This is a genomic window from Petrotoga sibirica DSM 13575, from assembly GCF_002924625.1.
Lineage (GTDB): Bacteria > Thermotogota > Thermotogae > Petrotogales > Petrotogaceae > Petrotoga > Petrotoga sibirica.
Window position 1 is genome coordinate 1 of record NZ_JAHC01000001.1, and the last position, 26,193, is coordinate 26,193.

Genomic DNA, 26,193 nt, shown 5'->3' on the forward strand with positions numbered 1-26,193 from the left:
GACGAGACAGAAATGACTAAGACAGGCAACCCGTATCTTCGATACTATTTTATCGAAGCCGCTAGCTCCGTTAAAAACTATATCCCTGAGTTCAAAGAGTATTATTGGAAAAAATACTACGAGGTTGCCACTCATCAACACAAAAGAGCCCTCGCGCTCACGGCTCGTAAGTTGGTTCGTCTGATTTTTGCATTGCTGAGCAAAAATCGAATCTATTCGAATTACTAAGTTGAATAGATACAAGTGAATCTTTTTGTGTTTTCAAGCCTATTTTGAGTTTTTCTGAAAGTATGGGCATTGTCAGTTACACTAATTTTTAACAATCTTTTTGGTTTTTACTCCTTGACATATCACCGATTAGCTTCTTTTTCGATCTTTGTTTAGAGTCCCTTCGCCCAGCTCCGTTTCGTATTTCTGAAAATTCATTTATTTCGCATGAGGATATTCTTTATCATCTACTTTCAAATAATGCAAAAGTATAGTATCTTCATTTAATTTTTTAAAATCATTTAGCTTGAAATTATATTTATCATTCACGTATTTGAAAATCGATAGATCACCTTCAATAATTACCGGTTCGATAGTTAGAAAGATTTCATCAATTAAATTTTTTTCTAAAAACAAAGAATTTATTGTAGGGCCCCCTATTAATGCAACTTCAGTGTAACCTTTCTTCTCTAGTTTATCCAACAATATCTCTGGAGGATTGTCTGTAAAGTAGAGATATTTGTCATATTTCAACTCAAGTTCTTTATATTTTTCTGGATTTCCTGTCAACACAACATTAATTCTTTTTTTTAAAGGAGATCCTATCTCTTCAAATGTTTTTCTACCCATAAGTACTATGCCAATATCTCTGGTTATATTATTGAAAAGTTCTTTATCTTCAGTCGAAGACCAACTTCTTTGCGAATCATCTGTAATTCTAATTTTTCCATTCATACTTTGAACCATTATCAACTTCACTCTCATAATTAATCCTCCCTAAACTTCTATTCTTTTACAATTTATATTTTTAGAAACTGTAAAACTTTTTTAACGCTCTAGGTCCCGTAATTTAGTTCGAAATATTAAATTTTTTTTTGTTTTTTCAATAAGATTTATAACAAAATTTTTCTTTTTCAAGGAAAACTAAGCTTTTGGGCTCTAATCGCTTTTAATCATCTGTAATTAATTATAATAGCTTCTAATCGCAAATAATCCCCTTTTGAGATAAAAGTTACATGTGATAAAATATAAAAAGATTAATTTGTTTTATTTAATTAATTATATCATATCAGGAGGTGACAGTAGTATGAAAAAAGTAGTTGTTTTATTTGCTATATTGACGATGGTGTTGAGTGTTTTTTCTATAACCATTACTATGACGGCTGGTGCAGTAGGAAGAGAATTAGAAGTCCTTTATGAACAAATTGCTGTGTTTATGGAAGAAAACCCAGATATAACTGTGAATGTTCTTCCAATGCCAAACAGTTCAACGGATAGACATGATCTTTACGTTACTTACTTAGCTTCAGGCACTCCGGATCCAGATGTATTGATGCTTGATGTTATTTGGCCCGCAGAATTCGCCCCATTCTTAGTAGATTTAACAGACGATTACGATTATTTCGGACTTGATGCGTTTTTCCCTGGAACCGTTGCTTCAAATACCGTAGATGGAAGTTTAGTAGCAGTTCCATGGTTTACTGATGCAGGTATTCTTTATTACCGCAAAGATCTGTTGGAAAAGTACGGTTACGATGTGCCAGAAACATGGGATGAATTGTACACAGCAGCAAAAGATATCTCAGCAAAAGAAGGAATCAATGGTTTCGTATGGCAAGGAGCCAGATATGAAGGATTAACTTGTGACGTTATGGAATTCGTCCATAGTTTCGGTGGAGAGATAATGAAAGACGGCAAAGTTGTTGTTGATGATCCTGAGTATTATGATAACAATTTAGCTGCAATAACTTTCATGAATAAATTGATAGTAGATGGGGTCAGTCCTGCGGGAGTAACTACCTACATGGAAGAAGAAGCAAGAAGAATTTTCCAAAATGGTGATGCTGTGTTTATGAGAAACTGGCCATATGCATGGTCTTTAGCTAACGCTCCCGAGTCTCCTGTTGCTGGGAAAGTTGGTATAACAGTCCTTCCAAAAGGACCTGCACCAGATGGAAGAAATTCTGCTACATTAGGTGGATGGAACCTCGGTATCAATGTAAACTCTTCTCCTGCTGAGGTAGAGGCTTCTAAAAAGTTAATCAAATTCTTAACCAGTAAAGAACAACAAGTTTACAAAGCTGTATATGCTGGTCAAACTCCAACTATGATAGAAGCATACAACGATCCAAGAACTATTGAAGCAAATGATTTCTATCCAGATATTTTAGATGTTTTCTTGAATGCTGAACCAAGACCTATTTCTCCAATATATTCTGAAATTTCATACGAGATCCAAGTTGCTGTACACCAAGTTCTAACAGGCCAATCTACCCCTGAACGAGCTTTGGACAGTTTAGCAAGAAACCTTAAATCTTTAGTTGAATAAAAAAAATGAAGAATTTGATATAATTTCCCACATGTGGGCGGTAAACGGAGTTTCTCCGTCTACCGCTCTTGTGTATAATATAATAGATTATAATGAGGGGGCGCTTCAATGAAAGTAAAAGGTACGTATAAAAGATCGGATATCTGGCTTGCGTTTTGGCTTATTATCCCAACCTTAATTGCTATCGGTATTACCGCCTTCTATCCTCTGGGGCAAACTATTTATGATAGTTTCTTCAAATGGTCTCTCAAACCAGGATTTGAAAGAGAGTTTTTAGGATTTCAAAATTATATCAATTTGTTTCAAAACCCTAGATTTTTGAGTTCGTTATGGAATACAATATATTTTACTTTTTTTTCTGTACTAATAGAATTCCTTTTAGGGCTAGGAACCGCCTTAATATTGAACGCAGATTTTAAATTGAGAGGTTTAGTAAGAGCAGCAGTTTTGATTCCATGGGCTATACCTACAGCGGTCTCTTCACAAATGTGGAAATGGATGTATAATGACCAATATGGTGTAATAAGTTTAATGCTATATAATTTAGGAATACTTGAGGAAGGTACCCCTATTCTTGGGACTCCAGGGATGGCTATGTCAGCCATTATAGCCGTAGATGTCTGGAAAACTACTCCTTTTGTTGCTCTTTTACTCCTTGCGGGGCTTCAAATCATACCCAATGAGTTATACGAAGCAGCTAGAATAGATGGGGCTAGTATATGGAAACAATTCACTTCTATCACTTTACCTGTATTAAGGCCTACTATTGGCGTGACTTTAATATTTAGAACTTTAGACGCTTTGAGGGTTTTCGATATTGTTTACATCATGACACAGGGTGCAGTGGCAACTGAAACTCTAGCGGTTTACAATAGGTCACTTTTGATGGATAATATCTTCTCTCCAAGAGGTTTGTTTGGATATGGTTCTGCACTATCGGTCGTAATATTTTTAATCATAGGTATATTCACACTTATTTACATGCGCTCGTTGAACATTAAATTAGATTGAGGAGGATAAAAATATGAGATGGGGAATGCGGGCAAAAAGAAATACTCAACGTACAATTTTATATATTTTGGTTATATTGATGATCATCTTTTATATTTTCCCTTTCTATTGGGCAATTAAAAGCTCTTTTACTGCGGATCAATATCTTTTTACAAAAAACATCACCCTTAGGCCTCAAGGTTTTACCTTTGAAAACTATATAAAAGTTTTCACTGAGAGACCTTTCGGATTAAATATATTAAACTCCATTATAGTAGCTGGAGCCACAACAATTTTCTCTCTAATTGTTGGTTCTTTTGCAGCGTACGCAATAGCGCGCTTAAAGATTCCCGGGAAAGGCCCTTTGATGCTATTAATACTTTCGGTAAGTATGTTCCCCCAAGTTTCCATATTGGGTGGTCTCTTTCAGTTGCTCAGAAATTTGGGATTGATAAACACTTATCCGGGATTGATAATCCCATATATTGCCTTGAATCTACCTTTAACAACGTGGATACTGCAAAATTTCTTCAGAGAGCTTCCTAAAGAGATAGAAGAATCTGCTTATATAGACGGATGTTCAAAATTCGAAACTCTGTGGAGAATCGTTTTACCTCTTTCCGCTCCTGGTTTGGTCACGACTGGTTTGTTGGCTTTTATTCTGGCTTGGAATGAATTCTTATTTGCTTTAACTTTTATGCAGACCCCTGAAAAATACACAGTTCCAGTTGCAATTGCTATGTTTACAGGTAGAACCTTCTACGAAGTTCCTTGGGGACAACTTATGGCTGCATCAGTAATAGTTACAATGCCTTTGGTTATTTTGGTTTTAGTGTTCCAAAACAGGATAGTTCAAGGTTTAACAGCTGGAAGCGTAAAAGGATGATGTAGATGAAAATTTTGTTCGGTACAGATGGCATAAGAGAGGTTGTTAATGAAAAGTTGACCGTTGACTTAGCGATGAAACTTGGAAATGCACTTGCTAATTTTTTCGGTTTGGAGTATAAAAAATTGTACATTGCAAGAGATACACGAAATTCGGGAAAGGTATTGGAAATGGCTTTAGCTTCTGGGGCACTTGCAGGTGGAATGGATGTAGAATTATGTGGAATCCTAACCACACCAGGATTAGCGTATATAACTAAGCAAGAAAAGTCTATTGGCGTTGTCATCTCTGCTTCTCACAACCCTCCAATGTACAACGGGTTAAAAGTTTTTTGTGAAGGATTTAAAATTTCAGATGAAACAGAAGAAAAGTTAGAAGAAATAATTTTGAAAGGTTCACTTAAATACAGTGATTATAAAGATATTGGAAGATACATAGAAGATTCCTCAAAAAAAGAATATGTTGATTACGTAGTTTCTTTGTACAGAGAAAAAATACAATGTAATGATTTAAAAATTGCTGTTGATGTAGGTAACGGTGCCGCTGGAGCTATAATAGACGACATTTTTGGTCAACTAAGTTTGAGCTATACTGTATACCAAAATGCTCCAGATGGTTTCAATATCAATGAAAACTGTGGTTCTACCTCACCTCAAACTCTTTCTAAAATCGTCAAGGAAGAAAAGTATGATCTTGGAATCTTGTTCGATGGGGATGCTGATAGATGCCTTTTTATCGACCGCTACGGTAATCTCGTAGATGGTGATGTATTAATGGCTATCAACGCTTTAAAATTGAAGGCTCAAGAAAGGCTAAAAAACAAGATCGTCGTTGCGACCATTATGAGTAATTTAGGTTTGGAAGAGTATTTAAAGAAAAATGAAATAAATCTTCTACGTACAGACGTAGGAGACAAATACGTTTTGGAAAAAATGCTACAAGAATATGCTACAATCGGGGGCGAACAATCAGGACATATTATATTCCTTGATAGATCTACAACAGGAGACGGGATAATTACCGCTTTAGAGACTTTGGAAACGCTCAAATATTTCTCTAAATCGCTTGATGATTTTCTCCGAGAAATACCTAAACATCCTCAGCACCTGGAAAACATTACAGTGAAAGATAATTCAAAAATCATGAAAGACATTAGAATTGAAAATTTAACAAAAAAATATCAAAGTATCGAAGGATTCAGAGTTATAGTTAGACCTTCTGGAACTGAACCTAAAATAAGAATAATGACCGAAGGGTCCAATGAAGAAACAATTAAAACATGCATCAAAGAATTTAGGCATCTTATACAAAGCATTGATAACGAGTGAAATAGCATTTAAAAAAACGGGGCTTTTAAACTACACCCCGTTTTTTAATTGCTTATCTTTATTTTATCTATAGAAGAATTGAACTACATACCTCACATTATTTCTATAAACTATCAAGGCTACGTAGCTGTTCTTTTCTACTGATGAAGCTATTTTCTTCCAGTCATCTATGTTTTGTATATCATTGTACACTCCATTAACCGCTATCTCTGTAATAACATCACCCGTTCTTAGACCGATAGCATATGAATCGTCTTGTATTTCTTCAACAATAACTCCTAGAATACTATTTCTTATATTGTATTTTTGCCTATCTTCAGAAGTTATATTTCTAACAACGATTCCAAAATAAGCTTCCACAGCTTCAGGCATTTGGCTTCCCAAAGTTACATTAAAAGTAATCTTTTCTCCAAATCTATCCACAACAACTTCTACGGTAGTCCCCGCTGGATAAGTGGATATTAAAGAAGTTAAATCGTTTACATTTTCAATTTTTTTGCCATTCACTTCTACTATTACGTCATTCACCTTTATACCGGCTTTTTCTGCAGCTCCACCAGGTACCAAATCCTGTATATAGGCTCCTTTATCTACCTTTAATCCCAAAGATTTCTTCAATTCTTCTGTTATATTACTAATATATACACCTAAATAAGCTCTTTGGAAGGAACCGGTTTCCATAACAGAATCAGCGAATCTTTTTGCTATGTTAACAGGAATGGCAAATCCTATGTTCACACTTCCCAGTTGAGGATCTACTGCGATTGCGGTGTTAATTCCTATGACTTCTCCATGTATGTTCAGCAAAGGACCTCCACTGTTACCAGGATTAATTGTTGCATCAGTCTGTATTAAACCCACATAGTTACTATTTCCACGTGGTTTTGGAATACTTCTATTGGTTGCACTTATAACCCCCACTGTAACGGTATTTTGTAAACCCAATGGATTACCTATAGCTATTGCATCTTCTCCAATCTTAATTTTATCAGAGTCACCTAATGGTAGTGTTGGTAAATCTTCGTCAGCGTTTATCTTAATTATTGCTAAATCCAGATCTTTATCTCCGCCTACCAACTCAGCATCATAGTTCTTTCCATTCGGCAAGGATACAGATATCTCCTTTGCACTTTCTATCACATGGTAGTTTGTCAATATATAACCTCTTTTATCGAAAATAAAGCCAGAACCCACGCCTTTAGTTTGATACTCAGGCATTTCTTGACCAAAAAATCTTTTAAAAAATTCTCTAAAGTAGGGATCTATTGGAACCGCAGCTGAACGAATAGATTCAATATTTACAACAGCTGGGGCAGCCTCTTCAACCACTTTAACTACTGGACTTACGTAACCTTCATTCACAATTGCAAATGAAGATATAGAAAGCATAAATACCGCTAAAATGAACAAGATAGATTTTTTCATACTAGCACCTCCAATTATTTTATTCACTTAAATATAAGCTAACTTTCTTAAAAGAAACTTAAAAGCTTCAATATTTAAGGGTGCTTCTTCTTATTGCTTTCTACTACCTGGTTTTACTAATTCTAAACCTTGGAAACATAATGGACATTTTTCTAGTGAGTAGGTAGCAGCTTTTATATTAACCAGAGATATGATTTCTCTGCTTTCTAATACTTTTTTGGAAGACCTGTTAACGATGCAAGCAATTGAAGTTACAACCCCTCCACTACTTTCAACCAATTTTGTAACTTCCAAAGTGGATTTCCCAGTTGTTATTACATCTTCTACTATTAGTATTTTGCTATTGTTAATGATAACCTGGTCTCTACGTAAACTCATGTTCCCTTTTTCATCTCTCTCAGTGAATAAAAACGGAACTTTTAAAGCTCTTGCGACTTCGTATCCTATGATAATTCCACCTAACGCAGGAGAAACAACGTAGTCTACTTTTACTTTTATTTTTTTGGCAATTAATTTGCCAAAAAATTCTGCATACTCCGGATATTTAAGACCTTTTGCGCATTGTATATATGTGTCTGAATGTAATCCAGATGATAATAAAAAGTGCCCCGTTAAAAAGGCCCCAGTGTCTTTTAGTATTTCTAATACTTTAGTTTCATCGTATGTTGTATTATCGATCATTAACCTTTTTACCTCCTAATTTCTCTATTTTATATACTCTAAAACTCATGTTAGCGCCCCTTCGCCCCGCTCCCCATCCATTTTTTATTTCTAAAGGGTTTATCTTTATTTTAAAAATTCGAAAATCTTATCATAAAATTTATTTTTATTGTAAATACATTCGAACAACTCATGTTTCCCTTTGGGGAAAGAAACTTTAGTTATGTTTGAATTCTTTATCTTTTTATACTCTTCAATATTGATTATTTTATCTTCTCCTCCGAAAAGCAACAATGTAGGAATATTCACCTTTTCTATTTCTTTTAATGCAATCTCAGCCTCGTCAAACATTTGACGAGCAGTTCGGACAGTTATTTTATCGTGTATTAGCGGATCTTTTTTATATAATTCACATGTTTTTTGATCAGTGGATAGATCAAATGGATCAATTCCATTTGAAAAAGAAAGGGGTGGAAATATCGAGAAAAGGTTTAATAGCCAGGCCAGTTTCCTAATATCACCCAAGGCAGGAGAAGAGAGAATAAGTTTTTGAGGTTTATTCTCAGTTATTTCAACGAATCTTGAGGCAATTAACCCCCCAAGAGAGTGTCCAAATAGAATATAATCTTCTTGAACATAATTTTCCAAAAAAGAATAAATCTCGTAAAAATTCTCTATATCCCCTTTTTTACCAGGAGTATAACCATGCCCTGGAAGATCAAATGTAAAAACAGCAATCCCTCTCTCATTTAATTGCTTAATGAAATTCACATATCTTCCAGAATATTCTCCAAGACCGTGAATTAGATATAAAGTTTTATAGTTATTTGTATTTGGTAAGTAGTATCTATGATATATTTTCATAAATAAATTATATCACATTTCACAAAGCTTTTTGATTTTCTATTGCTTCCCTTATTTCATCATTAGTTTTGTGTTTCCTTAATAAACTCAAGATAAATTCTAAAGCCTCTTTTGGGGACATGTCGTTAATGAACTTTCTTAAAATAATTATGTTTTTCATATCATCAGGGTCATACAATAATTCTTCTTTTCTGGTACCTGATAATTTTAAGTTTATGGCAGGGAATATTCTCTCATTAGCTATTTCTCTTGATAACACCAGCTCCATATTTCCTGTACCTTTAAACTCTTCAAATATCACTTCATCCATCTTGGATCCTGTTTCTATTAATGCCGTAGCTAGAATGGTCAAACTACCGCCTTCTCTAATCTTTCTTGCAGCACCAAAGAATTTCTTTGGGAAAATAACAGCTGCAGGATCAAGACCTCCACTCAGCAATTTTCCACTGGATGGTACATAAAGATTATATTCACGTGCAACTCTGGTCAAACTATCAACTAGAACAACTACATTGTGACCAAATTCAACTAGCCGCTTAAAGTGATCCAAAGCCATTTCTGCGATTCTTATTTGATTTTCTGGATCCATATCGAACGGTGCTGCTATAACGTTAGCATCTACTGTATCTCGGATATCCGTTACCTCTTCAGGCCTTTCATCTATTAAAAGTATGTACCTTCTAGTATCAGGATAATTTTTGGCAATTGAGTTGGCAATATCTTTTAACAGCGTAGTTTTGCCACCTTTTGGAGGAGCAACGATTAAACCTCTTTGACCAAAACCTATAGGAGAGAATAGGTCAATTATTCTGGAACTGTATGGTGCGTTTTTATGTTCCAAAACCATTCTGGTTTTCGGATACTCAGGGGTCAAATTTTCAAAAGAGACTCTATCCCGAGCGTTTTCAGGGGGTAAGGAATTAACCGCTTCTATTCTTAACAAGGCAAAAAATCTTTCGCCTTCTTTTGGGGGTCTTATTTGACCAGCTATTATGTCTCCAGTAAAAAGGTTGAATTTTCTAATCTGTGATTGAGAAACATATATATCATCAGTTCCAGGCAACAATGAATTATCTACGCTTCTTAAGAAACCATAACCGTCGGGCAGCACCTCCAAAATTCCTTCATAAAAAAAGTATCCGATTGATTCAGTTTGTTTTCTTAAAATAGCAAACTTCAATTCGTTTTTTGTCATTTTAGAATAATTAGATATTTCAAGTTTACGGGCTAACTCGTATAGTTCTTTTCTTGTCATTTCATTCAATTTAGCCATATTAATTTCAATGGCTTGAATATTATCCCTAGTTTGTTTCTTAGAAACTACATTGTTAGTATTTTCATCCATGTATATTCCTCCTTATTCCATTTAGTTACTGTCTTTGGAAACTCTGAATTTACCTTTAAACCTTACTTCTAGAATAAAAAAATTTTAAAATACATCCATCATTCTAAGTTACATACAATCTGTTTTAGCTCCCCTTCGCCCAATCAGGTAGGAGGTAGATAATTAATTTATCTACCGTCCCCCCACACCACCGTACGTACCGTTCGGTATACGGCGGTTCAATAGGTTTGATGTCTATGACCCTTAACACCGTTTCTTCCTCTTTCAGACGTAGAAGTTATACTAGGCGCTTCTACATTATTTTCAGGCTCTCCCTTATCTTCGTGCAGGAAACCTTCTAATCGAAGTTGTATGCTTTTCCCGTATCCCTTCGCATCTTTCAAGATTCGAAACCTCCTGTTGTTCAGTCCTTCCTCATCTTCCAATGAGTACTATGACCTCTGCTGACTTCTCAAGATTCAGCCATACATTGCTGTATGGGTTGCCTTATTAGCATATTCTTGAGATCTCCCCAGGTAAGTGCAATAACTTTCATCCCATCTATCCGCCAGATATACTCCGTGAAGTTCTGGATAGCTATTGGACTTCGTTTTGAGTCGCAAACTCGTCCACTTCACTTAGCCCCGTATCTGATTCTTGTTCATCGGACCGGGACTTTGCCTTGGGCTTCCTTCAGATTCCACCTCACGATGGACACCCTTGCCTTCGACTAGTGGTTCCCGCTACCTGGCCCACAGCGGACTTTCACCGCTTAGCTATTGCCCATGCTGGGCGCACAACATTAAGGGGTAAACCCCTTAAGATCCCCAAATTCAATATCTTTATTCGATTAAAAATCTTTTTGCACAAATCAGCAAAAGGCAAACCCCTTAAGATCCCCGAACGCATTTGCTTCGCAAATGAGAATTTGGAAATTGTTTCTAAAGCATTATAAAAACGTTTTGCATAAAGCCGCAAAATGCAAAGCAAATGAGATTAGGAAAGTTATTCAAAAGAATTACGAAAAAGACCATTTTGCACAGATCAGCAACAGGGCTCTACCCTTTAAACCTTTTTAAATAACGTCTTATAATAGAGAATTCTTTTATTTCTTAATTGTTTCTCAATATTTTTTGCTAGCATAAGAAAATATCTCATACTCTTCATAATATATTAATAAATTTTGTGAGCACGCCACATCATAAGAACGAAGTAATCTCTTAATCGAAAAAAGTACAACTATAGAAAAAGTGTGGAGAATAAGAAATATTCTTCGGAGAATTTAAATGAAGTCCATACCTAATTCAAGAAATATAATATAAATAGTATCAAGTATCATAAAAACATTAAAAGCCCGTTGATTTATTTTAGGGGCTTAGGAATCCGCTTTGAGGGAAGTTACATCTGGAGCAAAGACTTTGTTTTCTGCACCTTGATTTTCAATCTGATTTCCATGGTTATCTAAAATTACTTCACCATCAAAATTTTCTTTTAGTGCATATTCTAAAGATATGAGCCCTATTTCCAGTTGTTCTTTTTCAGGCTCCTTTGTAGTAATTTTTTGTAGCATCAAACCTGGATAGGCAAGAATTTTTCCTGTTTTTGTATCGATGATTTTTGCGGTAAACCTTTGAAATTCGTAAGCTAATCCTGCGACTAGAGGGAGAAGTACTATTCTAGATATTACTTTCTGTAAAGTTGAATTGAAGCCTAATCCACCCGTTATGGCAAAAACAATAATCGAAGCAAAAACCGTAATTATCAAGAAACTAGTACCACACCTGGGATGCAAGGTCGTGTATTTTTCGGCGTATTTTACCTCTAAAGGTTCGTTGTTTTCGTACGTATACACACTTTTATGCTCGGCTCCATGGTATTGAAATACTCTTTTTATATCTTTCATGAAAGAAATACCCCAGATGTAGACGACAACCAAAAGCGCCCTTATAAAACCTTCAATGAAAGCAAACCAAAATTCAGATTTGATGTTGAAAGGTCTGGTTACAAATACAGGTAAAACACCGAACCCTAAGGTTGCAACTACAATAGCAATTAATATAGCAACGACCATATCTTTTGTAGTTAATTCTTCCTCTTCTTCTCCAGATACATTAGCCGAATAAGACAATGCGTTCATACCAACTATCATAGAATGTAGCAATACAAAAAAACCTCTAATAAAAGGTATTTTTTCCCAAATTCCCCAGGAGTTATCCTTTAACCTTTTAACCGCTATATTTCCGTCCTTCCTTTTTACTGCGACAACGGTATTTATTCCTTTCATCATTACGCCTTCAATAACCGCTTGTCCGCCAACGGTTTTAGGTTTTGATTTCACTAGATTGAATCCTCCTTAATATCTCTTCTGCAACACCTTGTTCAGTAACTACATAGTAAAATTTTAAAGCCTCTTTGTCAATTCCGTTGTTCTTACTAAGTATTTGAGAAGCCTTCCTTCGCAATTTGTATCTTTCATCGTTATCTAATTTAGTAATATCTTTTATTATATCAAAAAGATGCGTGTTTTTTGAACACGCTTCAATGATCTCTTTTATTACTTTCTCATTTTCATTCATTTTTAATGTTGAGAATACTCTTCTGGGGAAATATTTTCAGAAACCTTAGCCACCACTTTAAACTTAATACCCGTTCTTTTTTCCGAACCTACTTCAACCTCCACAAAACCAGGAATAACGTATATCTCTTTTCCTTTAGCCTCGATAAATCTCTTTGCAATGGCAATAGCCTTCACTGCTTGATTAACTGCTCCAGCTCCAATAGCTTGTAGCTCAACTTCGTCTGTTTTTGATAAAACCCCCGCTATAGCTCCTGCTACTTTGTTCGGTGCGGATGAATGACTAACTTTCAACACTTCCATGTCTTGGCTCCTCCTTTGTGGACAGGCTATATAAAGTTATTTTATCACAAATTTAAATAATGTCAAAGAAAAAATTGAACAAAGAATACCTATGTGGTATAATTGAAAAGGAAACAGCCTCACGGCAAGTAAGGAAGTTAATATTTACTGCATTATTTCAAGGGAAAACGGTGAAAATCCGTTACGGTCGCGCCACCGTAATCGGGGACGAAACTTACAAAAAGTCACTGGAAAGTTCCGGGAAGGCGTAAGGAGTAGAGTGATCCGAAAGTCGGGAGACCTGAATAATGCAGCTTTTTCTATCTCTTCGCGCCAAAGAGATAGAAAAAAATATTTAAATGGCGCTAATTTATATAAGGAGGCCATTTGGGATGAGGAAGGTATTATTTACATTTTTTGCTATTTTTTTGTCGGTTGTTGTGTCGGCAGCGTATTTTATGGTGGATGATCTTGGAAGATTAGTCCCCTTTGAAGGAGAAGTTAACAGGGTTATTTCTGCCGCACCAGCTGTATCTGATTACATCAAATTTCTAGGTTTAGAGGAAAAAGTTCTGGGCGTTACTGACTGGGATATTAATATTGATGCCGAGAAAATTGGTAATTTAGTTCCTTTAAACCTGGAGAAAATAGTTTCTTTGAATCCGGATGTTGTTTTTTTAACAGGAGGATTTCAAGAACCTGAGATTAGCAGGTTGGAAAGATACAATATCAAATCGTTTGTGATTAATCCAGTAAGTTTCAACGATATTTACAGGGAAATTGTATTAATTGGGAGTATATTGGGTGAAAGAGAAAAAGCCCAGGCTATTTCAAATGAACTACGACAAAGTGTTTTAAGTATCGCTAAAAGTTCTTTCACTTGGAAAAACAAGCCAACAGTGCTATATTTAATGGTTCAAAATAACGTATCTGAAATTTGGACGGCAGGAACCGGTTCATACATAAATGAGTTAATTGCTTACGCTGGAGGATTAAATTTAGCCGCTCCATATACTGGGAACAATGGTTTTTTACCCGTTGGACCTGAATTCGTCGTTGCTCAAAATCCTGATATCATAATCGTTGACTCATACTATGAAGGCGACGAAACCGCTAAAAATGCTCTCTTGAATGCCAAACAGTTTGAAAACGTGAAAGCTGTTAAAGAAGGAAAAATTGTAATAGTCGATGGTAACAAAATGCATCAACCTTCTCCATCGCTGCTCGATGTCCTTGAACAATTATATGAGTATTTTGGTGAAAACAGATGAAAATCATCCAAAAACAAGGGGAAGCCCCCCTTGTTTTATTTCTTACAATCTCGAGCTTTATATTAATTTTACTTTTCACATCTTTTGGGAGTGTAAAGATTCCTGTTGAGGACATCTTCAACTCTTTAATGGGTAAAAGCAACAACGATATTTACAACAATTTGATTTTAAACATAAGACTTCCAAGAGTGGTTGGAAGTTTTCTAGTAGGTAGCATATTGGCAGTCTCTGGGAATGTCTTACAATTGGTAGTACAAAATCCTCTCGCAGATCCATACATTTTAGGAATCTCGTCAGGAGCAAGCTTTGGTGCAGTATTATACACAGCGTTGAGCAGCATTTATGGTCTTTCCCTTTTTCTTGGATTAGAAACTTTTTCTTTTCTTTTTGGCATATTTGCAACATTTATTGTTTTAATATTGGCGCGACAGGGTAAAAAACTTCCCGTTTTATCTCTAATACTAAGTGGTGTAATAATTAGCTTTTTGTTTAATTCATTTACTACACTTTTTACCGTGATGTACTGGAGAAACTTAATTCATGTCAACATCTGGTTGATGGGAAGTACGGGGGATTTAATTTGGAGTGATAATTTTAAATTGTTTTTTACGCTCATCATTCAATTTGTTTTAGTTTTATTATTTTCCAAACAATTGAACGTTCTTTCGATGGGAGATGACATGGCAGTATTTTCTGGAATAAATCCCGATCGATTGAAGCTTTTTTTGATCGTAATAAACGTTTTCGCAGTATCTTTTACCGTATCACAAGTAGGAATAATAGGTTTTGTAGGGCTTATAATCCCTCATATAGTTAGAATCGTTAAAGGGCCATATTCTTTTATTTCAAACTTGTACTCGCTTTTCATAGGAGGAATGTTTTTAATGTCTGCAGATTTTGTTTCCAGAACATTATTTGCTCCCACAGAACTTCCTATAGGTGTGGTAACATCAATAGTAGGTGCCCCAATATTCATTTTCGTCATGAGGAGAAAAGAGAAAATATGATAACGTTTAAAAACGTCCGTTTCACTTATGGGAATGGCTTTTTTTTGAAAATCGAAGATTTAAAAATAAAAAAAGGAGATATTATTTCTATAATTGGCCCAAATGGAGCAGGTAAAAGTACTCTTATCAAGATTCTTTCAGGGATTCTAAGAAATTACAAGGGAGAAATAATTCTACAAAACAATGAATTAAAGAATTATTCGTATAAAGAGCTTTCGAAGAAGGTAGCCGTTGTACCCCAAGAATTCAACACCTCTTTCGATTATGATTTGGAAAGTATAGTTTCAACGTCAAGAATACCTTTTTCAAAGAGGATAAACTTTTTTGAATCAGAACAAGACAGAAGAATTATCGATGAAGCTCTTAAAACTGTTGGACTGATAAGTTATAAGAACAAGCCCTTTTCATCATTGTCAGGAGGAGAAAAGCAAAAAGTTATGATAGCTCGAGCAATAGCTCAACAAACGCCCGTATTGCTTTTAGATGAATTCTCTTCGCATTTAGACCCCGGTTACACCCAAAGCCTTTTGAAATTGGTTAAGGAAATGGTTACCAAAGAAAAGAAAACGGTTCTAGCAGTATTTCACGATGTGAATAATGCGGCGTTATTCTCTGATAAAATAATCGTTATGAAGGATGGATCTATTAGATACTCTGGTACACCGGCAGAGGTGTTAAATGAATCCATCATGGATGAAATCTTTGAGATGAATGCTTATATTATAAAACATCCGGTTAAAAAAGTTCCTCAAATTTTATTTAAATAAGGTGTGAAAATGGCTACTATCGATGTTATTGGTGGAATCTTTTTAGACATTTATATACTGAAAAATGATGGTAATCACAATTCAAAAATTCTACAACTTCCTGGAGGATCCGCGTTAAATGTGGCTATTGGTCTTGCTCGATTAGGTCATAACGTAAGAATGTTCGGTAACGTGGGCAAAGATTTCGTTGGAGAGTTTTTATTGGAGAAGCTATCCTTTCATTCTGTTAATGTTGAATGGATAAAGAAAGTAGATCAACACACGGCTACTTTCATCACAATGAATGAAAAGCCCATTGCAGTAGATAGAAGAATAAACGATTTAGACTTGATTATACCAAAGAAAAAATCAGAGTATCTCTTCATCACTACCGAAACGAACGAACGAATAATAAACAGCAATATTTTTCTGAACTACAAAAAAACCTTTTTTGATATAGGTCCTAGACCAAAATTAATAGATAAAAAGTGTGAAAATGTTTTTTTCATCGGCAACGAAAAAGAGTGCAAAGATTTTCTATTCACTTGCGATGTTGTAAAACTGGGGAAAAAAGGCGCTAAATGGGGTGAAAAGATAGTGGCATTATCTGGCAGAAAGGCTTCATACCAAATCGGTATGGGAGATGTGTTTGACACGGTCTTCATAGACGGAATTTTAAATAATATAGAAAAAGAGCAAATTCTACATAATGCCGTTAACGCTACTCAAAAAGTCTCAGAATACTTGGGTGCTTACAATAAAATTATCAATATATAGTTATAGTAATTAATTCGATTCATTCATTTTCAGAAGCTAAAGCTTCCTTTTTATGCCCACATTCTATCACGTCTTTCAAAGTGATATTAGATAACTCGTTAAATATTGCTTTTCGTACCCTTTGCCAGACAAACTCTACGGGACAAATTTTTTGATTTTCACATTCACCCTCGGAAATACAATCGTAAGAGTTCAACGGTTCTTCTAAAACCTCTACGATTTCGGAAAGTTTGATTTCCTCAGGAGCCTTTGTAAAATAAAATCCTCCAAATTTACCTTTTTCCGAAGAAACTATTTCAGCTTTTTTTAATTTGGCAAATATCTTTGCCAAAAATTCTTGTGAAATACCTGAACTTTCCGCAATCTTCGATATTGAGATTTTGATGTTTTCCTCATCTTTGATTCTATTTTGAAGTTTATACATTTCATATAAACCACGTATAGCATAACAGCTCTTGATTGTTAAAGACATGAAGGTCCCACCCCTTTTATTTTTTTTATAAACAATCCCTTCACCCACAAATTGCTACATTTAACCCAAATCATTTTTTCCTGAAGGCGTCCCAAAATTAATAAATTTTTTTAAGAAACACTAAAGTTTGTTTTGACGCTTTTTTGCCTCACTATTCGCCCTAATAGAAAAAGGCATTCTTTTCACAATCATCGGTATGAATATTAGTTGAAGAATTATACCAGGAATCCCGAACACATAACTCATCAAAATTGAAGTTAAAGGGCTAAGATTTATATTAAGGATTAATCCTATGGTGTAGTAAGCTACCATATATACACCCCTACCTATCAACATAGATACTAAGAGATCCAAATAAATATTTTTCTTATTTAAAAGGCCTGATATAAATCCATAGGTTGCAACTTCTATGGTCATAAATATGAAAACAGGGAATGGCGGCATACCGAAAAGTAAAAAATTTAAAACAGGCATTAAAGCCCCTACAAGTAATCCAATCGTTGCCCCTTCCATGATACCAGCCATTAAAGCAACAAAATGCAACGGTAAGATTATAATTCCCAGCATTGGATTACCGATGCTATGAACCAAAAATGAAAAGACAACAACTCCCAACGCTATATAAACAGGTGATCTTGCAACCCTTTTTACAGCTGTATGCTGAGAAGCAGAATTCTTCATTAAATTGCCCCCTTCTGATATACGAATTTAAATTGATATTAGATTTTTGAAAGTATAACTGTTTTGTTTTGAATAAGGTACCACTTGAAACAAATCCATGTTGAAACAAAATTCAAGATCATCTTTAAGTCCCAAAGCTTTTAGTCTTTTGGCATGATCAGAATCCATAACGTAACTCTTTTTACATTTAGTTAAATTTAAGGATACTTTTGCTCCGTCATTTAAGTGATAAGTTTGTTTTTCCATGATTTTTTGAACAAATAATCCACCCAGATATGAATCTTCAAAAGAAATTGAACGGTTGGTACCAGAACAAACTACTCCAATACTTTGATAATTCCCTTGTATTATGAATTCAACCACGGAAGAAAAATTCAACAATGAAAGGGCAATTATATCTCCCAGTTCGCTTGTTTTTTTCATAGCTTTTGATCCGTTGGAAGTAGTTAGTACAATGGATTTTTTCCTTATTTTATCAGAATTATTTAAAAACTCTAATGGGGAATTGCCAAAATCAAAACCTTCTAACTTTATTGCTTCTCTTTCCCCTGCGAGTAAATATCCCATCTTTTTTAATTCTTTTGCCACTTCGATGCTATCTGTTACAAAAATTTCTTCAGCACCACAATGGAGTAATGCTGATATGCTAGAAGTAGCCCTTAAAAGATCTATAAGTATATAGATTTGATGATTTTTTATATTTTCATTCGGCAGAAAATAGACATTCAATTCTGGTTCGAATAGACTTTCTTCTTTTATCTTAATCGATCTCCTTTTCTTCTGGAGTAAGATAAGTTTCAAGCCCATAATATTCAAGATGCCACGTTTCATTTAAAGAAGCTAAAACGTATCTATAATCTCCCTCATATATTACATGTGAAACGGATGCATTGTCAACTCTAAAAGAGGTATGTTGATTAAGTGGAATATTGAGAATCCATGAAATGATAGTCCTAATAGCTAAACCATGTGCAACCACAACTATTTTATCCTCTAATTTATGCTCCTTAACTATTCTTTTTATAGCCCTTACCGCCCTTCTTTGCACATCACCTAAAGTCTCAACATCTTCCACTGAGGCCCAGATATCCTTATGCCAATACTCCAATTCTTCTTTGTAATTAAGAAGTATCTCTTCTATCTTTTTCCCATCCCATTTTCCTATATTACATTCGTTCAAATCGGAATCTTTTTTTATTTGCAAATTGTGGTATTGATTGATGATTTCTGCCGTTTTAATAGCCCTTTGTAAAACGGATGTATACATCCCATCTATTTTGATATTTTTGAATCTTTCTGCGGTTGCCTTAGCCTGATTAATCCCTTCTTCATCAAGCTCTACGTCTCTTTGGCCTTGCCAAATCCCCATTTTGTTCCAAAGTGTAGCTCCATGTCTTACTAAGTAAATATCCAAAACACAGACACCTCCAATTATTCCCATTCTATTGTGGCAGGGGGCTTTGATGAGATATCGTAAACCACTCTGGTAATTTCTTCAACTTCGTTGGTTATTCTGCTGGAAACCAAGTCCAAAATTTCAAAGGGAATTTTAGACCAATCTGCGGTCATACCCTCCACACTATCAACAGCCCTTAAAGATACCACATAACCATAACTTCTTTTATCCCCAGTTATACCTACAGTTCTTATCGGTATTAATATGGCAAAGGCTTGCCATACTTTATCGTACCAACCTGTTTCTTTTAGTGTTTTGATAAAAATATTATCAACTTTTTTTAAAATTGTCAGTTTTTCTTCGGTAATTTCACCAATGATTCGAATAGCTAATCCTGGCCCTGGAAATGGATGCCTGTACAGTATTTCCCTTGGGAGCCCTAAGATTTCTCCTACACTTCGAACTTCATCTTTAAATAATTCTCTAAGTGGCTCTACTATTTTTAAGTCTATATTCTCTGGAAGTCCCCCCACGTTGTGATGACTCTTAATCTTGAATGTTTTTTTTCCAGATTTCGCACTTTCTATGACATCTGAATATATTGTTCCTTGAATTAAATACTCACAATCTTTCTCTTTTTTTGCTTCTTCTTCAAAAACTCTGATAAACTCTTCGCCAATTATTTTACGTTTTTGTTCAGGATCAGTGATTCCTTTTAATTTGCCTAAAAATTGTTCTTGGGCATCTACGGTGGTCAAATTTAAACCGATATAGTCTCTGAACGTACTTTCAACTTCTTCAACCTCATTCATTCTCAAAAGGCCATGGTTTACAAAGATGGCTTTCAGGTTGTTTCCTATAGCTCTGTGGGTTAATACAGCGGCAACCGATGAATCTACTCCTCCTGATAAAGCTATAATCGCTTTTTTATCACCGATTGTGTCTTTTATTTTATTTATCTTATCTTCAACAAAGTCCATCAAAGTCCATGAACCTTTCAACCCACATATGCCATGAACAAAATTTTTCAATATATCGATTCCAAATTCAGTATGCCTAACTTCAGGGTGAAATTGGATGCAGTATATATTTTCTGATTCGTTTTCAAAAGAAGAGATGATATTGTTTGAAGTGAGAGAAGTAATTCTAAATTTCTCAGGAACTTTCGTCACCATATCCTTATGGCTCATCCAAACGTTAAATACGCTTGGAAGCTTTTTAAATAACAGAGATTGGTTGGTTATGGAAATTTTAGTTTTTCCATACTCAGCTATACCTCTTTGTTCAACCTTTCCACCAAGTTTCTTCGCCAAAAGCTGCATCCCATAACAGATACCTAAAATAGGAAGTTTGGCATGAAATATTTCATCTGATACATGGGGAGCATCAACATCATAAACACTATCAGGTCCACCGGACAAGACTATACCTTTCACGTTGTTAAGGGATATAGTATCGTCATATTGTGCTACTTCTGAAAATACCCCCAGATCTCTAATCCTTTTTGCTAGAAGCTGAGTGTACTGAGAACCATAATCGATGACAAGAATCTTTTCCATTGAGAGACCTCCGAAATTGATATGCTTTTACTATAAACCCATAAGATCATAAAATTATAACCCTATTTTTTTTATCAGGTTCGTATGAGGATAAATTTGTATTTTTGTATAATAAAGTGTAAATATTACTTGCCAAAAAATCGTATTCAATCTGATTTAAATAGATTTCAGGTATACTTTCATACTTTTTTTTACTTGATAATAGTTTGTCGTTTAATCTATTATATATTTTTCTGTATCTCGATGGGGTAGTAATAATTGGATAAGTAGAAAGATCTTTTATTTTACCCAGCAATTCTTGACCCTTCTTTGTGAAGGCTAAAACCCTTAAATATTGTGGTCCATAATTGTTATATAATTTTACATCTTTCTCTTTTAAATCAAATAGAATCTTTAAAAGCGTCCTTTTCACTCTTGTCAACGTAAACCTTTTCGTCTTAACGTTGTTTACTAATTCTGTAAGATTGGAACTTGTTTTGGAAAATTTTGAATACCTTGTTTCTAATCCTTCTTTTACTCCGTCTATCTGAATGAATTCTTCTCTTTTCATCATTCGCAACTTAGCTAAAACTATGTCTCGCATATCTTCAAATATTATTGGGGCTTTACCTTTCTCAATCTCCCTAAGTAGAACTTCATAAGAAAAGGGTGGAACTCCTTGCTTAACTTTGTTCATCTCTTTTTTTTCTATAAGATTTCGTATTGCAGTGGCGCTGGAAATTTCACCGGTGAATTCTTTTTGATTGTATTCCGCCTTTATTCTTTGAATAGTATGTGGAACGATCTTTGAATTATATAATTTTAAGGCATTTAAATACTCCAAACCTAAGATATCGTTTGATTGCTCTAATATGTCTAGTACATTGTGTTCGTAATTTGAAGATTCTAAATGCTCAACTAAAGCAAACTTTCTAGCATTTGGGAAGGATAAACCTTTTTTTAAATTTTTGTTGAGTAACTTCTTAAAATTTTTGGGTTGCTCGTATAAAATGTTCGATATTTTATCTAAAACTTCTAAATTACTAGATTCACTTCCAAAAACTATATCTGTAACAACATTGGTTCTCTCTAATACGCCTATGGCTCCTGTTGCGAATCCACTTGCATCTTGTATACAATAGACAAATGGTAATTCCAAGACAACGTCTACTCCCATATTAACAGCAATTTCGGCTCGAGAAAACTTATCCAAGATTGCAGGTTCTCCTCTTTGGACAAAATTCCCACTCATTACAGCGATTGTGTAATCAGGGTTAATTAAAGTTTTAGCTTCTTTCAAATGATGGAGGTGCCCGTTATGAAAAGGATTGTATTCAACAACTATACCTAAAACTTTCAAAATTGATCTCCTTTTTAAAAAATAGCCTTTTATATTTATTATACCATATTTGTATACGTCATTTGCAGAGCAAATGAGGTTTTGGGTGCTGTTCAAAAGCATTACGAATAAAGTTTTTTGCAGAAAGCAGCAAAAAAATTAATTAAGTATTTAATGAATTATAATCTAAATATGTTAAAATTATAAAAAATAATCCAACCGATATAATTAAAAAAGGAGTCATAGAAACTAATGAATATTTTACTTTCAAATGACGATGGAATAATGTCTCCAGGTATTATTACTTTAAAAACTTATCTGCAAGAAAAGCATAATGTTTACGTTGTCGCCCCCGATATAGAACGAAGTGCAACTGGACATGGAATTACAGTCAGAAACCCTCTTTGGGCTAAAAAAGTTAAGTTTGGAGATACTTTTTTTGGTCATGCAGTGAATGGAACACCTGCTGACTGTGTTAAAATAGGATTAGATGCAATATATAAAGATATACATTTCGACTTTGTAATCTCCGGTATAAACAGGGGAGCGAATCTGGGAACGGATGTCCTTTATTCTGGTACCGTGTCTGCAGCATTAGAAGGTGCTGTTGGTGGTTATCCTTCTATCGCTGTTTCCTGTGTTGACTTTTCTAATCCTAACTTCGAAGATGGGGCAAAGGTTGTTTTGAATATCTTGGAAAAATTAGATTTGAACAATTGGCCTGAATTTACTACATTAAACATTAACATCCCAAGAATTCCGTATGATGAAATGAAAGGTTTAAAAATTACCAAGCAAAGCAGAAGAAGATACCAAGATTACTTTGAAGAAAGAAAAGATCCTTTTGGAAATTCTTATTATTGGATGTTGGGAAATATCATAGAAGATGATAACGATGATAATTCAGATTATAATGTAATAAAACAAGGTTATGTTTCTGTAACCCCACTGAGTGTTTTCATGACAAAGTATGATTTTATAGATGAATTAAAATCACGGTTGGAGGTTTAAAGAGATGGAAATTCGACTCATTGGAGACCCTGTTTTAAGAAAAAGGGCGAAAAAAGTGGAAAAAATCGATGAAAACTTAAAAAATGTCATTGATGAAATGTTTTCGACAATGTATCTATACGACGGAGTAGGTTTAGCCGCACCTCAAGTGGGAATATCGTTGAGGTTTTTTATTATGGATTCTAGAGAAAACGAAGGAGACAGCCTCACGGCAAATAACGAAAAGGGCAAAAAAGTTGTTATTAACCCCGAAATAATAGAGTTCTTGGGAAAAGAGGTTAGCTTTGAAGAAGGGTGTTTAAGCATTCCTGATATATTTGAAGATGTAGTAAGAGCAGAAGGTGTGAAGGTTCGTTACCAGGATTTAAGCGGAAAAGTTATTGAGGAAGATCTTCACGGATATCAGGCAAGAATATTCCAACATGAAACAGATCATCTTGATGGGATTTTATTCACCGACAAATTACCCCTTGTAAAGAAAGCCAGGTTAAAAAAAGAATTAAACAAACTGATAGAAAAGGGGAAAAATCGCTCATTAGAGTTAGAGGATAAGGTTAAATTATGACAACTAACAACGATTTTAAAATTGTTTTCATGGGTACCCCTGATTTTGGAGCTGAAGTTTTAGAAGAATTAATAAATCACAATTTTAATGTTGTCGGAGTATTTTCCCAACCTGACAGACCTAGAGGGCGCGGAAAAAAACTTCAACCAACTCCAGCTAAGGAAATTGCCCTCAAATACAATATTCCCATATTTCAACCAAAAAGTGTTAATAAAGGAGAAGGCTTTGACTTTTTGAAAGAGTTGAATCCTGATATTATTATTACGGCTGCTTTTGGAAAAATATTGAGAAAAAACGTTTTAAAACTACCACAAAAAGGATGTTGGAACGTTCATGCATCTCTGTTGCCAAAATATAGGGGAGCTGCTCCTATTCAAAGAGCTATAGAAAACGGAGAAAAAGAAACAGGAATCAGTATTTTCAAGATGGTAGAAGCTCTGGACGCAGGAGATATTGCCATTCAAAAAAGTATACCCATTGAAATAAACGACAATTATGGCGTAGTTTATGAAAAATTATTAGCTCTTGCCAAAGAAACTGTGTTGGAGTTTTTAAATTCATTCGATCGGTTAATTTTGAAACCACAAAATGAAGAAGAAGCCTCATATGCAGAAAAAATTACAAAAGAAGACCTAATTGTAGATTTTGATAATGATACTCTAAAGGTTCATAACAAAATTAGAGCTTACGATCCCTACCCTGGAGTAAGAAGCATATACGAAAAAGAAGAGGTAAAGATGTTTGGCTCGGAATTTTCTGTTGATTTGACGACAATTGAAAATAAAGAAGAGCCAGGAACAATAATTGATATTGAAAAAGATGGCATAATTGTAAAATGTAGAAATGGGGCTGTAAAAGTGAAAGAGATACAATTCCCAGGTAAAAAAAAGATAACCACAATAGATGCCATCAATGGCAAAAAACTAAAATTACTTGGGCAGTTTAGACCTTATTAAAGAATAGCTTTTCAACGTTGCTTTTTATTATCTCTTTCAAAGTTTCAATATCAATCCCTTTTATTTCTGATATTTTCTCATAAATATACTTTACGTAGGTTGGTTTGTTCCTTTTTCCTCTAAAAGGTACAGGAGGTAAAAAAGGGGAATCTGTTTCAGGCAAAATTCTTTCAACAGGTGTTTTTTCAACCACTTCCCTCAATTTATTATTTTTTGGATAAGTAATTGGACCATCAAACCCTATATATAAGCCCAAATCCAAAAATTTCTGAGCCTTTTCCCAATCACTTGAAAAGCAATGAACCACACCTTTATACTCAGATAATCCTTTTTTTTGTAAAAAATTGTATGCCTCATCATACGCATCTCTAATATGAAAAACTACTGGTAAGCCTACCTCTTTAGCAATATCTAATTGGGTATCCAAACTTTTATACTGGTCCTGTTTATTAGTTTCCCAATGAAAATCCAATCCGATTTCTCCAATTGCAACTATCTTAGGTTTTCTTGATAGTTCTTTTATTTCATCTAAATCCGTTTCCTTTAAACCTTCGCTTTCGGTGGGATGTATCCCAACAGTTCCGAATATTTTTTCTTTATTTTTTACGAAATCAACTACATTTTTAGAAGTCTCTACGTTTATACCTATTTCGATCAACAGATCCAACTCTTCATTAACTTTTTTCATTATCTCTTGTCTATCCTCATCAAACTGTTTGAGTAACAAGTGGCAATGAGTATCAATAAAATTCAATTTATTTACTCCCTTCTCAAATAGAATACACTATCTTCTAAAATTATACAGATTGAGACCAACTTCTGAATCAAATTTTCTATCTACAGTGCCATCTATACTTTCAACGATTATTTCTGCGGTTCCACTAACTATTGCAGAATTCAAATGCCCACCATATGAACGAAGATCAGAATCTGAGATAATCACATGTAAGTGCAAATAAGTCTCTCCATTCATAGTAGATATATTTCCTGTGAGATTCAATATTTCAAAGTCTCCTTTAAACTCTTTTGAATAGTATTTCTTCTCATGGGTATTGAACAAACCAATAGTTATAGCGTTCGTTGAACCTAAACCATATACAGTGCCTAATTTTATTGAATTTTTTGTACAAAAGTCTTTCAAAGTTGAAAATATTTCTTCTCCCTTATCTAATCTAACTATGTATTTACTACCAAATTTAGCATAATCCATTCGATACTCCCCCCTCCAATTAGATTAATGAAAATCATACCACACATTTGTTATGATGGCTTTAAGCAAAAGAAAAACATTATAAGGGTGCTTTATTAATTTATAATTAATGATTTTTATGATAAAATATAAAAGAACGTTTAAAATTCTCTCAGGCTACGGAGCGAAGGGGTAACAGGATCCCTTCCTTAATGGACGTGGAACGGGTTGAAAGGGTGAGAAAATCACTTCCCTAGATGGGTGGGAGCATTTGCCGCAGTGTGCAAAAAATGTTTTTAAATGATTTTGACCTTGATTTGGGGTTTTTAAGGGGAACCCCCTTAATGGCCATGGGTGGGCTGCGGGGCGAAGGGG

28 protein-coding genes, 1 pseudogene and 1 riboswitch are annotated in these 26,193 nt (G+C 34.6%); of the genes and pseudogenes, 12 read left to right on the forward strand and 17 right to left on the reverse strand.

Translation table 11 applies throughout. The features are described from left to right. A pseudogene (locus AA80_RS00005) lies at window positions 1-228 on the forward strand (IS110 family RNA-guided transposase); the annotation flags it as partial. A 198-nt stretch (window positions 229-426) separates the two neighbouring features. On the opposite strand, the gene AA80_RS00010 reads toward AA80_RS00005, so the two are convergent. Then, complete coding sequence (locus AA80_RS00010) at window positions 427-972, reverse strand: dihydrofolate reductase family protein (protein WP_103875826.1); 546 nt, start codon at window positions 970-972, stop codon at window positions 427-429. Window positions 973-1,294: 322 nt separating this feature from the next. On the opposite strand from AA80_RS00010, the gene AA80_RS00015 reads away from it, so the two are divergent. The 4 genes from AA80_RS00015 to AA80_RS00030 all read left to right on the forward strand — a co-directional run bounded on the left by AA80_RS00015 (window position 1,295) and on the right by AA80_RS00030 (window position 5,740). After that, window positions 1,295-2,536 carry an ABC transporter substrate-binding protein gene (locus tag AA80_RS00015; protein ID WP_103875827.1) on the forward strand — a complete coding sequence of 414 codons (1,242 nt, stop codon included), beginning with the start codon at window positions 1,295-1,297 and terminating at the stop codon, window positions 2,534-2,536. A 108-nt stretch (window positions 2,537-2,644) separates the two neighbouring features. Continuing rightward, entirely contained in the window at window positions 2,645-3,547 is a 903-nt protein-coding gene (locus tag AA80_RS00020; protein WP_103875828.1) for a carbohydrate ABC transporter permease, read from the forward strand. 13 nt (window positions 3,548-3,560) lie between these two features. Then, the gene (locus AA80_RS00025) at window positions 3,561-4,412 is read left to right on the forward strand and encodes a carbohydrate ABC transporter permease (RefSeq protein ID WP_103875829.1); all 852 of its coding nucleotides are present in this window, start codon (window positions 3,561-3,563) and stop codon (window positions 4,410-4,412) included. Window positions 4,413-4,417: 5 nt separating this feature from the next. Next, window positions 4,418-5,740 (forward strand): phosphoglucosamine mutase, encoded by a 1,323-nt coding sequence (locus AA80_RS00030; protein WP_103875830.1) that lies wholly within the window; start codon window positions 4,418-4,420, stop codon window positions 5,738-5,740. A 63-nt stretch (window positions 5,741-5,803) separates the two neighbouring features. On the opposite strand, the gene AA80_RS00035 is transcribed toward AA80_RS00030, so the two are convergent. The 8 genes from AA80_RS00035 to AA80_RS00070 form a co-directional block, all read right to left on the reverse strand. Next, window positions 5,804-7,165 (reverse strand): Do family serine endopeptidase, encoded by a 1,362-nt coding sequence (locus tag AA80_RS00035; protein WP_103875831.1) that lies wholly within the window; start codon window positions 7,163-7,165, stop codon window positions 5,804-5,806. Between the two features lie 90 nt (window positions 7,166-7,255). Next, window positions 7,256-7,846, reverse strand: a complete 591-nt coding sequence (gene pyrE, locus AA80_RS00040; protein ID WP_103875832.1) for an orotate phosphoribosyltransferase — start codon at window positions 7,844-7,846, stop codon at window positions 7,256-7,258. 105 nt (window positions 7,847-7,951) lie between these two features. After that, complete coding sequence (locus tag AA80_RS00045; protein ID WP_103875833.1) at window positions 7,952-8,689, reverse strand: alpha/beta hydrolase; 738 nt, start codon at window positions 8,687-8,689, stop codon at window positions 7,952-7,954. 19 nt (window positions 8,690-8,708) lie between these two features. Next, a complete protein-coding gene (gene rho / locus AA80_RS00050; protein WP_199177789.1) occupies window positions 8,709-10,034 on the reverse strand; it encodes a transcription termination factor Rho in 1,326 nt (441 codons plus the stop codon). 218 nt (window positions 10,035-10,252) lie between these two features. Continuing rightward, the gene (locus tag AA80_RS00055) at window positions 10,253-10,417 is read right to left on the reverse strand and encodes a hypothetical protein (protein ID WP_233186761.1); all 165 of its coding nucleotides are present in this window, start codon (window positions 10,415-10,417) and stop codon (window positions 10,253-10,255) included. Window positions 10,418-11,388: 971 nt separating this feature from the next. After that, the gene (locus AA80_RS00060) at window positions 11,389-12,351 is read right to left on the reverse strand and encodes a DUF1385 domain-containing protein (protein WP_103875834.1); all 963 of its coding nucleotides are present in this window, start codon (window positions 12,349-12,351) and stop codon (window positions 11,389-11,391) included. Continuing rightward, window positions 12,335-12,589 (reverse strand): hypothetical protein, encoded by a 255-nt coding sequence (locus AA80_RS00065; protein ID WP_103875835.1) that lies wholly within the window; start codon window positions 12,587-12,589, stop codon window positions 12,335-12,337. The genes AA80_RS00060 and AA80_RS00065 overlap by 17 nt, the downstream gene beginning before the upstream one ends. Window positions 12,590-12,591: 2 nt before the next feature. Continuing rightward, window positions 12,592-12,891 (reverse strand): stage V sporulation protein S, encoded by a 300-nt coding sequence (locus AA80_RS00070; RefSeq protein WP_103067570.1) that lies wholly within the window; start codon window positions 12,889-12,891, stop codon window positions 12,592-12,594. Window positions 12,892-13,028: 137 nt separating this feature from the next. Next, window positions 13,029-13,193: riboswitch (cobalamin riboswitch) on the forward strand. A gap of 69 nt (window positions 13,194-13,262) precedes the next feature. Between AA80_RS00070 and AA80_RS00075 the strand changes: the two genes are divergently transcribed. The 4 genes from AA80_RS00075 to AA80_RS00090 are packed head-to-tail and all read left to right on the forward strand — an operon-like array spanning window position 13,263 to window position 16,671. Further along, complete coding sequence (locus AA80_RS00075; RefSeq protein ID WP_103875836.1) at window positions 13,263-14,141, forward strand: ABC transporter substrate-binding protein; 879 nt, start codon at window positions 13,263-13,265, stop codon at window positions 14,139-14,141. Then, on the forward strand, window positions 14,138-15,148 hold the full coding sequence (locus AA80_RS00080) for a FecCD family ABC transporter permease (RefSeq protein WP_103875837.1): 1,011 nt from the start codon (window positions 14,138-14,140) through the stop codon (window positions 15,146-15,148). The genes AA80_RS00075 and AA80_RS00080 overlap by 4 nt, the downstream gene beginning before the upstream one ends. Then, the gene (locus AA80_RS00085) at window positions 15,145-15,915 is read left to right on the forward strand and encodes an ABC transporter ATP-binding protein (RefSeq protein WP_103875838.1); all 771 of its coding nucleotides are present in this window, start codon (window positions 15,145-15,147) and stop codon (window positions 15,913-15,915) included. Before AA80_RS00080 ends, AA80_RS00085 begins: the two co-directional genes overlap by 4 nt. Before the next feature lie 9 nt (window positions 15,916-15,924). Continuing rightward, on the forward strand, window positions 15,925-16,671 hold the full coding sequence (locus AA80_RS00090; RefSeq protein WP_103875839.1) for a PfkB family carbohydrate kinase: 747 nt from the start codon (window positions 15,925-15,927) through the stop codon (window positions 16,669-16,671). A gap of 19 nt (window positions 16,672-16,690) precedes the next feature. Here the strand turns inward: AA80_RS00090 and AA80_RS00095 are convergent, their stop codons facing one another. The 6 genes from AA80_RS00095 to AA80_RS00120 all read right to left on the reverse strand — a co-directional run bounded on the left by AA80_RS00095 (window position 16,691) and on the right by AA80_RS00120 (window position 22,118). Then, complete coding sequence (locus AA80_RS00095; protein ID WP_103875840.1) at window positions 16,691-17,143, reverse strand: RrF2 family transcriptional regulator; 453 nt, start codon at window positions 17,141-17,143, stop codon at window positions 16,691-16,693. A gap of 120 nt (window positions 17,144-17,263) precedes the next feature. Further along, window positions 17,264-17,824 (reverse strand): ECF transporter S component, encoded by a 561-nt coding sequence (locus AA80_RS00100; protein ID WP_103875841.1) that lies wholly within the window; start codon window positions 17,822-17,824, stop codon window positions 17,264-17,266. Window positions 17,825-17,851: 27 nt separating this feature from the next. After that, the gene (locus AA80_RS00105; RefSeq protein WP_158248337.1) at window positions 17,852-18,631 is read right to left on the reverse strand and encodes a 2-phosphosulfolactate phosphatase; all 780 of its coding nucleotides are present in this window, start codon (window positions 18,629-18,631) and stop codon (window positions 17,852-17,854) included. Continuing rightward, complete coding sequence (locus AA80_RS00110; RefSeq protein WP_158248338.1) at window positions 18,585-19,238, reverse strand: histidine phosphatase family protein; 654 nt, start codon at window positions 19,236-19,238, stop codon at window positions 18,585-18,587. The genes AA80_RS00105 and AA80_RS00110 overlap by 47 nt, the downstream gene beginning before the upstream one ends. Window positions 19,239-19,255: 17 nt before the next feature. Next, window positions 19,256-20,779 (reverse strand): glutamine-hydrolyzing GMP synthase, encoded by a 1,524-nt coding sequence (gene guaA / locus AA80_RS00115; protein WP_103875844.1) that lies wholly within the window; start codon window positions 20,777-20,779, stop codon window positions 19,256-19,258. Between the two features lie 46 nt (window positions 20,780-20,825). Beyond that, a complete protein-coding gene (locus tag AA80_RS00120) occupies window positions 20,826-22,118 on the reverse strand; it encodes a nucleotidyltransferase (RefSeq protein ID WP_103875845.1) in 1,293 nt (430 codons plus the stop codon). Between the two features lie 231 nt (window positions 22,119-22,349). Between AA80_RS00120 and surE the strand changes: the two genes are divergently transcribed. From surE to fmt, 3 genes are read left to right on the forward strand one after another with little or no spacing between them, the layout of a single operon-like run. Further along, window positions 22,350-23,108: a 5'/3'-nucleotidase SurE gene (surE, locus tag AA80_RS00125; protein WP_103875846.1), complete on the forward strand. Its 759-nt coding sequence runs from the start codon at window positions 22,350-22,352 to the stop codon at window positions 23,106-23,108. A 4-nt stretch (window positions 23,109-23,112) separates the two neighbouring features. Further along, on the forward strand, window positions 23,113-23,673 hold the full coding sequence (def, locus tag AA80_RS00130; protein WP_103875847.1) for a peptide deformylase: 561 nt from the start codon (window positions 23,113-23,115) through the stop codon (window positions 23,671-23,673). Next, window positions 23,670-24,629: a methionyl-tRNA formyltransferase gene (fmt, locus tag AA80_RS00135; protein ID WP_103875848.1), complete on the forward strand. Its 960-nt coding sequence runs from the start codon at window positions 23,670-23,672 to the stop codon at window positions 24,627-24,629. The genes def and fmt overlap by 4 nt, the downstream gene beginning before the upstream one ends. Here the strand turns inward: fmt and AA80_RS00140 are convergent. Together AA80_RS00140 and AA80_RS00145 are read right to left on the reverse strand one after the other, a co-directional pair. Next, a complete protein-coding gene (locus AA80_RS00140) occupies window positions 24,616-25,383 on the reverse strand; it encodes a TatD family hydrolase (protein WP_103875849.1) in 768 nt (255 codons plus the stop codon). The two genes, fmt and AA80_RS00140, sit on opposite strands and share 14 nt — an antisense overlap. A gap of 30 nt (window positions 25,384-25,413) precedes the next feature. After that, window positions 25,414-25,839 carry a PPC domain-containing DNA-binding protein gene (locus AA80_RS00145; RefSeq protein WP_103875850.1) on the reverse strand — a complete coding sequence of 142 codons (426 nt, stop codon included), beginning with the start codon at window positions 25,837-25,839 and terminating at the stop codon, window positions 25,414-25,416. Window positions 25,840-26,193: the final 354 nt, after the last annotated feature.

Bases quoted from the DNA above. Each gene is read 5' to 3' on its own strand.
- AA80_RS00010 (WP_103875826.1), bottom strand. From the start codon at position 972: ATGAGAGTGAAGTTGATAATGGTTCAAAGTATGAATGGAAAAATTAGA.
- AA80_RS00015 (WP_103875827.1), top strand. From the start codon at position 1,295: ATGAAAAAAGTAGTTGTTTTATTTGCTATATTGACGATGGTGTTGAGT.
- AA80_RS00020 (WP_103875828.1), top strand. From the start codon at position 2,645: ATGAAAGTAAAAGGTACGTATAAAAGATCGGATATCTGGCTTGCGTTT.
- AA80_RS00025 (WP_103875829.1), top strand. From the start codon at position 3,561: ATGAGATGGGGAATGCGGGCAAAAAGAAATACTCAACGTACAATTTTA.
- AA80_RS00030 (WP_103875830.1), top strand. From the start codon at position 4,418: ATGAAAATTTTGTTCGGTACAGATGGCATAAGAGAGGTTGTTAATGAA.
- AA80_RS00035 (WP_103875831.1), bottom strand. From the start codon at position 7,165: ATGAAAAAATCTATCTTGTTCATTTTAGCGGTATTTATGCTTTCTATA.
- pyrE (WP_103875832.1), bottom strand. From the start codon at position 7,846: ATGATCGATAATACAACATACGATGAAACTAAAGTATTAGAAATACTA.
- AA80_RS00045 (WP_103875833.1), bottom strand. From the start codon at position 8,689: ATGAAAATATATCATAGATACTACTTACCAAATACAAATAACTATAAA.
- rho (WP_199177789.1), bottom strand. From the start codon at position 10,034: ATGGATGAAAATACTAACAATGTAGTTTCTAAGAAACAAACTAGGGAT.
- AA80_RS00065 (WP_103875835.1), bottom strand. From the start codon at position 12,589: ATGAATGAAAATGAGAAAGTAATAAAAGAGATCATTGAAGCGTGTTCA.
- AA80_RS00070 (WP_103067570.1), bottom strand. From the start codon at position 12,891: ATGGAAGTGTTGAAAGTTAGTCATTCATCCGCACCGAACAAAGTAGCA.
- AA80_RS00075 (WP_103875836.1), top strand. From the start codon at position 13,263: ATGAGGAAGGTATTATTTACATTTTTTGCTATTTTTTTGTCGGTTGTT.
- AA80_RS00080 (WP_103875837.1), top strand. From the start codon at position 14,138: ATGAAAATCATCCAAAAACAAGGGGAAGCCCCCCTTGTTTTATTTCTT.
- AA80_RS00085 (WP_103875838.1), top strand. From the start codon at position 15,145: ATGATAACGTTTAAAAACGTCCGTTTCACTTATGGGAATGGCTTTTTT.
- AA80_RS00090 (WP_103875839.1), top strand. From the start codon at position 15,925: ATGGCTACTATCGATGTTATTGGTGGAATCTTTTTAGACATTTATATA.
- AA80_RS00095 (WP_103875840.1), bottom strand. From the start codon at position 17,143: ATGTCTTTAACAATCAAGAGCTGTTATGCTATACGTGGTTTATATGAA.
- AA80_RS00100 (WP_103875841.1), bottom strand. From the start codon at position 17,824: ATGAAGAATTCTGCTTCTCAGCATACAGCTGTAAAAAGGGTTGCAAGA.
- AA80_RS00105 (WP_158248337.1), bottom strand. From the start codon at position 18,631: ATGGGCTTGAAACTTATCTTACTCCAGAAGAAAAGGAGATCGATTAAG.
- guaA (WP_103875844.1), bottom strand. From the start codon at position 20,779: ATGGAAAAGATTCTTGTCATCGATTATGGTTCTCAGTACACTCAGCTT.
- surE (WP_103875846.1), top strand. From the start codon at position 22,350: ATGAATATTTTACTTTCAAATGACGATGGAATAATGTCTCCAGGTATT.
- def (WP_103875847.1), top strand. From the start codon at position 23,113: ATGGAAATTCGACTCATTGGAGACCCTGTTTTAAGAAAAAGGGCGAAA.
- fmt (WP_103875848.1), top strand. From the start codon at position 23,670: ATGACAACTAACAACGATTTTAAAATTGTTTTCATGGGTACCCCTGAT.
- AA80_RS00145 (WP_103875850.1), bottom strand. From the start codon at position 25,839: ATGGATTATGCTAAATTTGGTAGTAAATACATAGTTAGATTAGATAAG.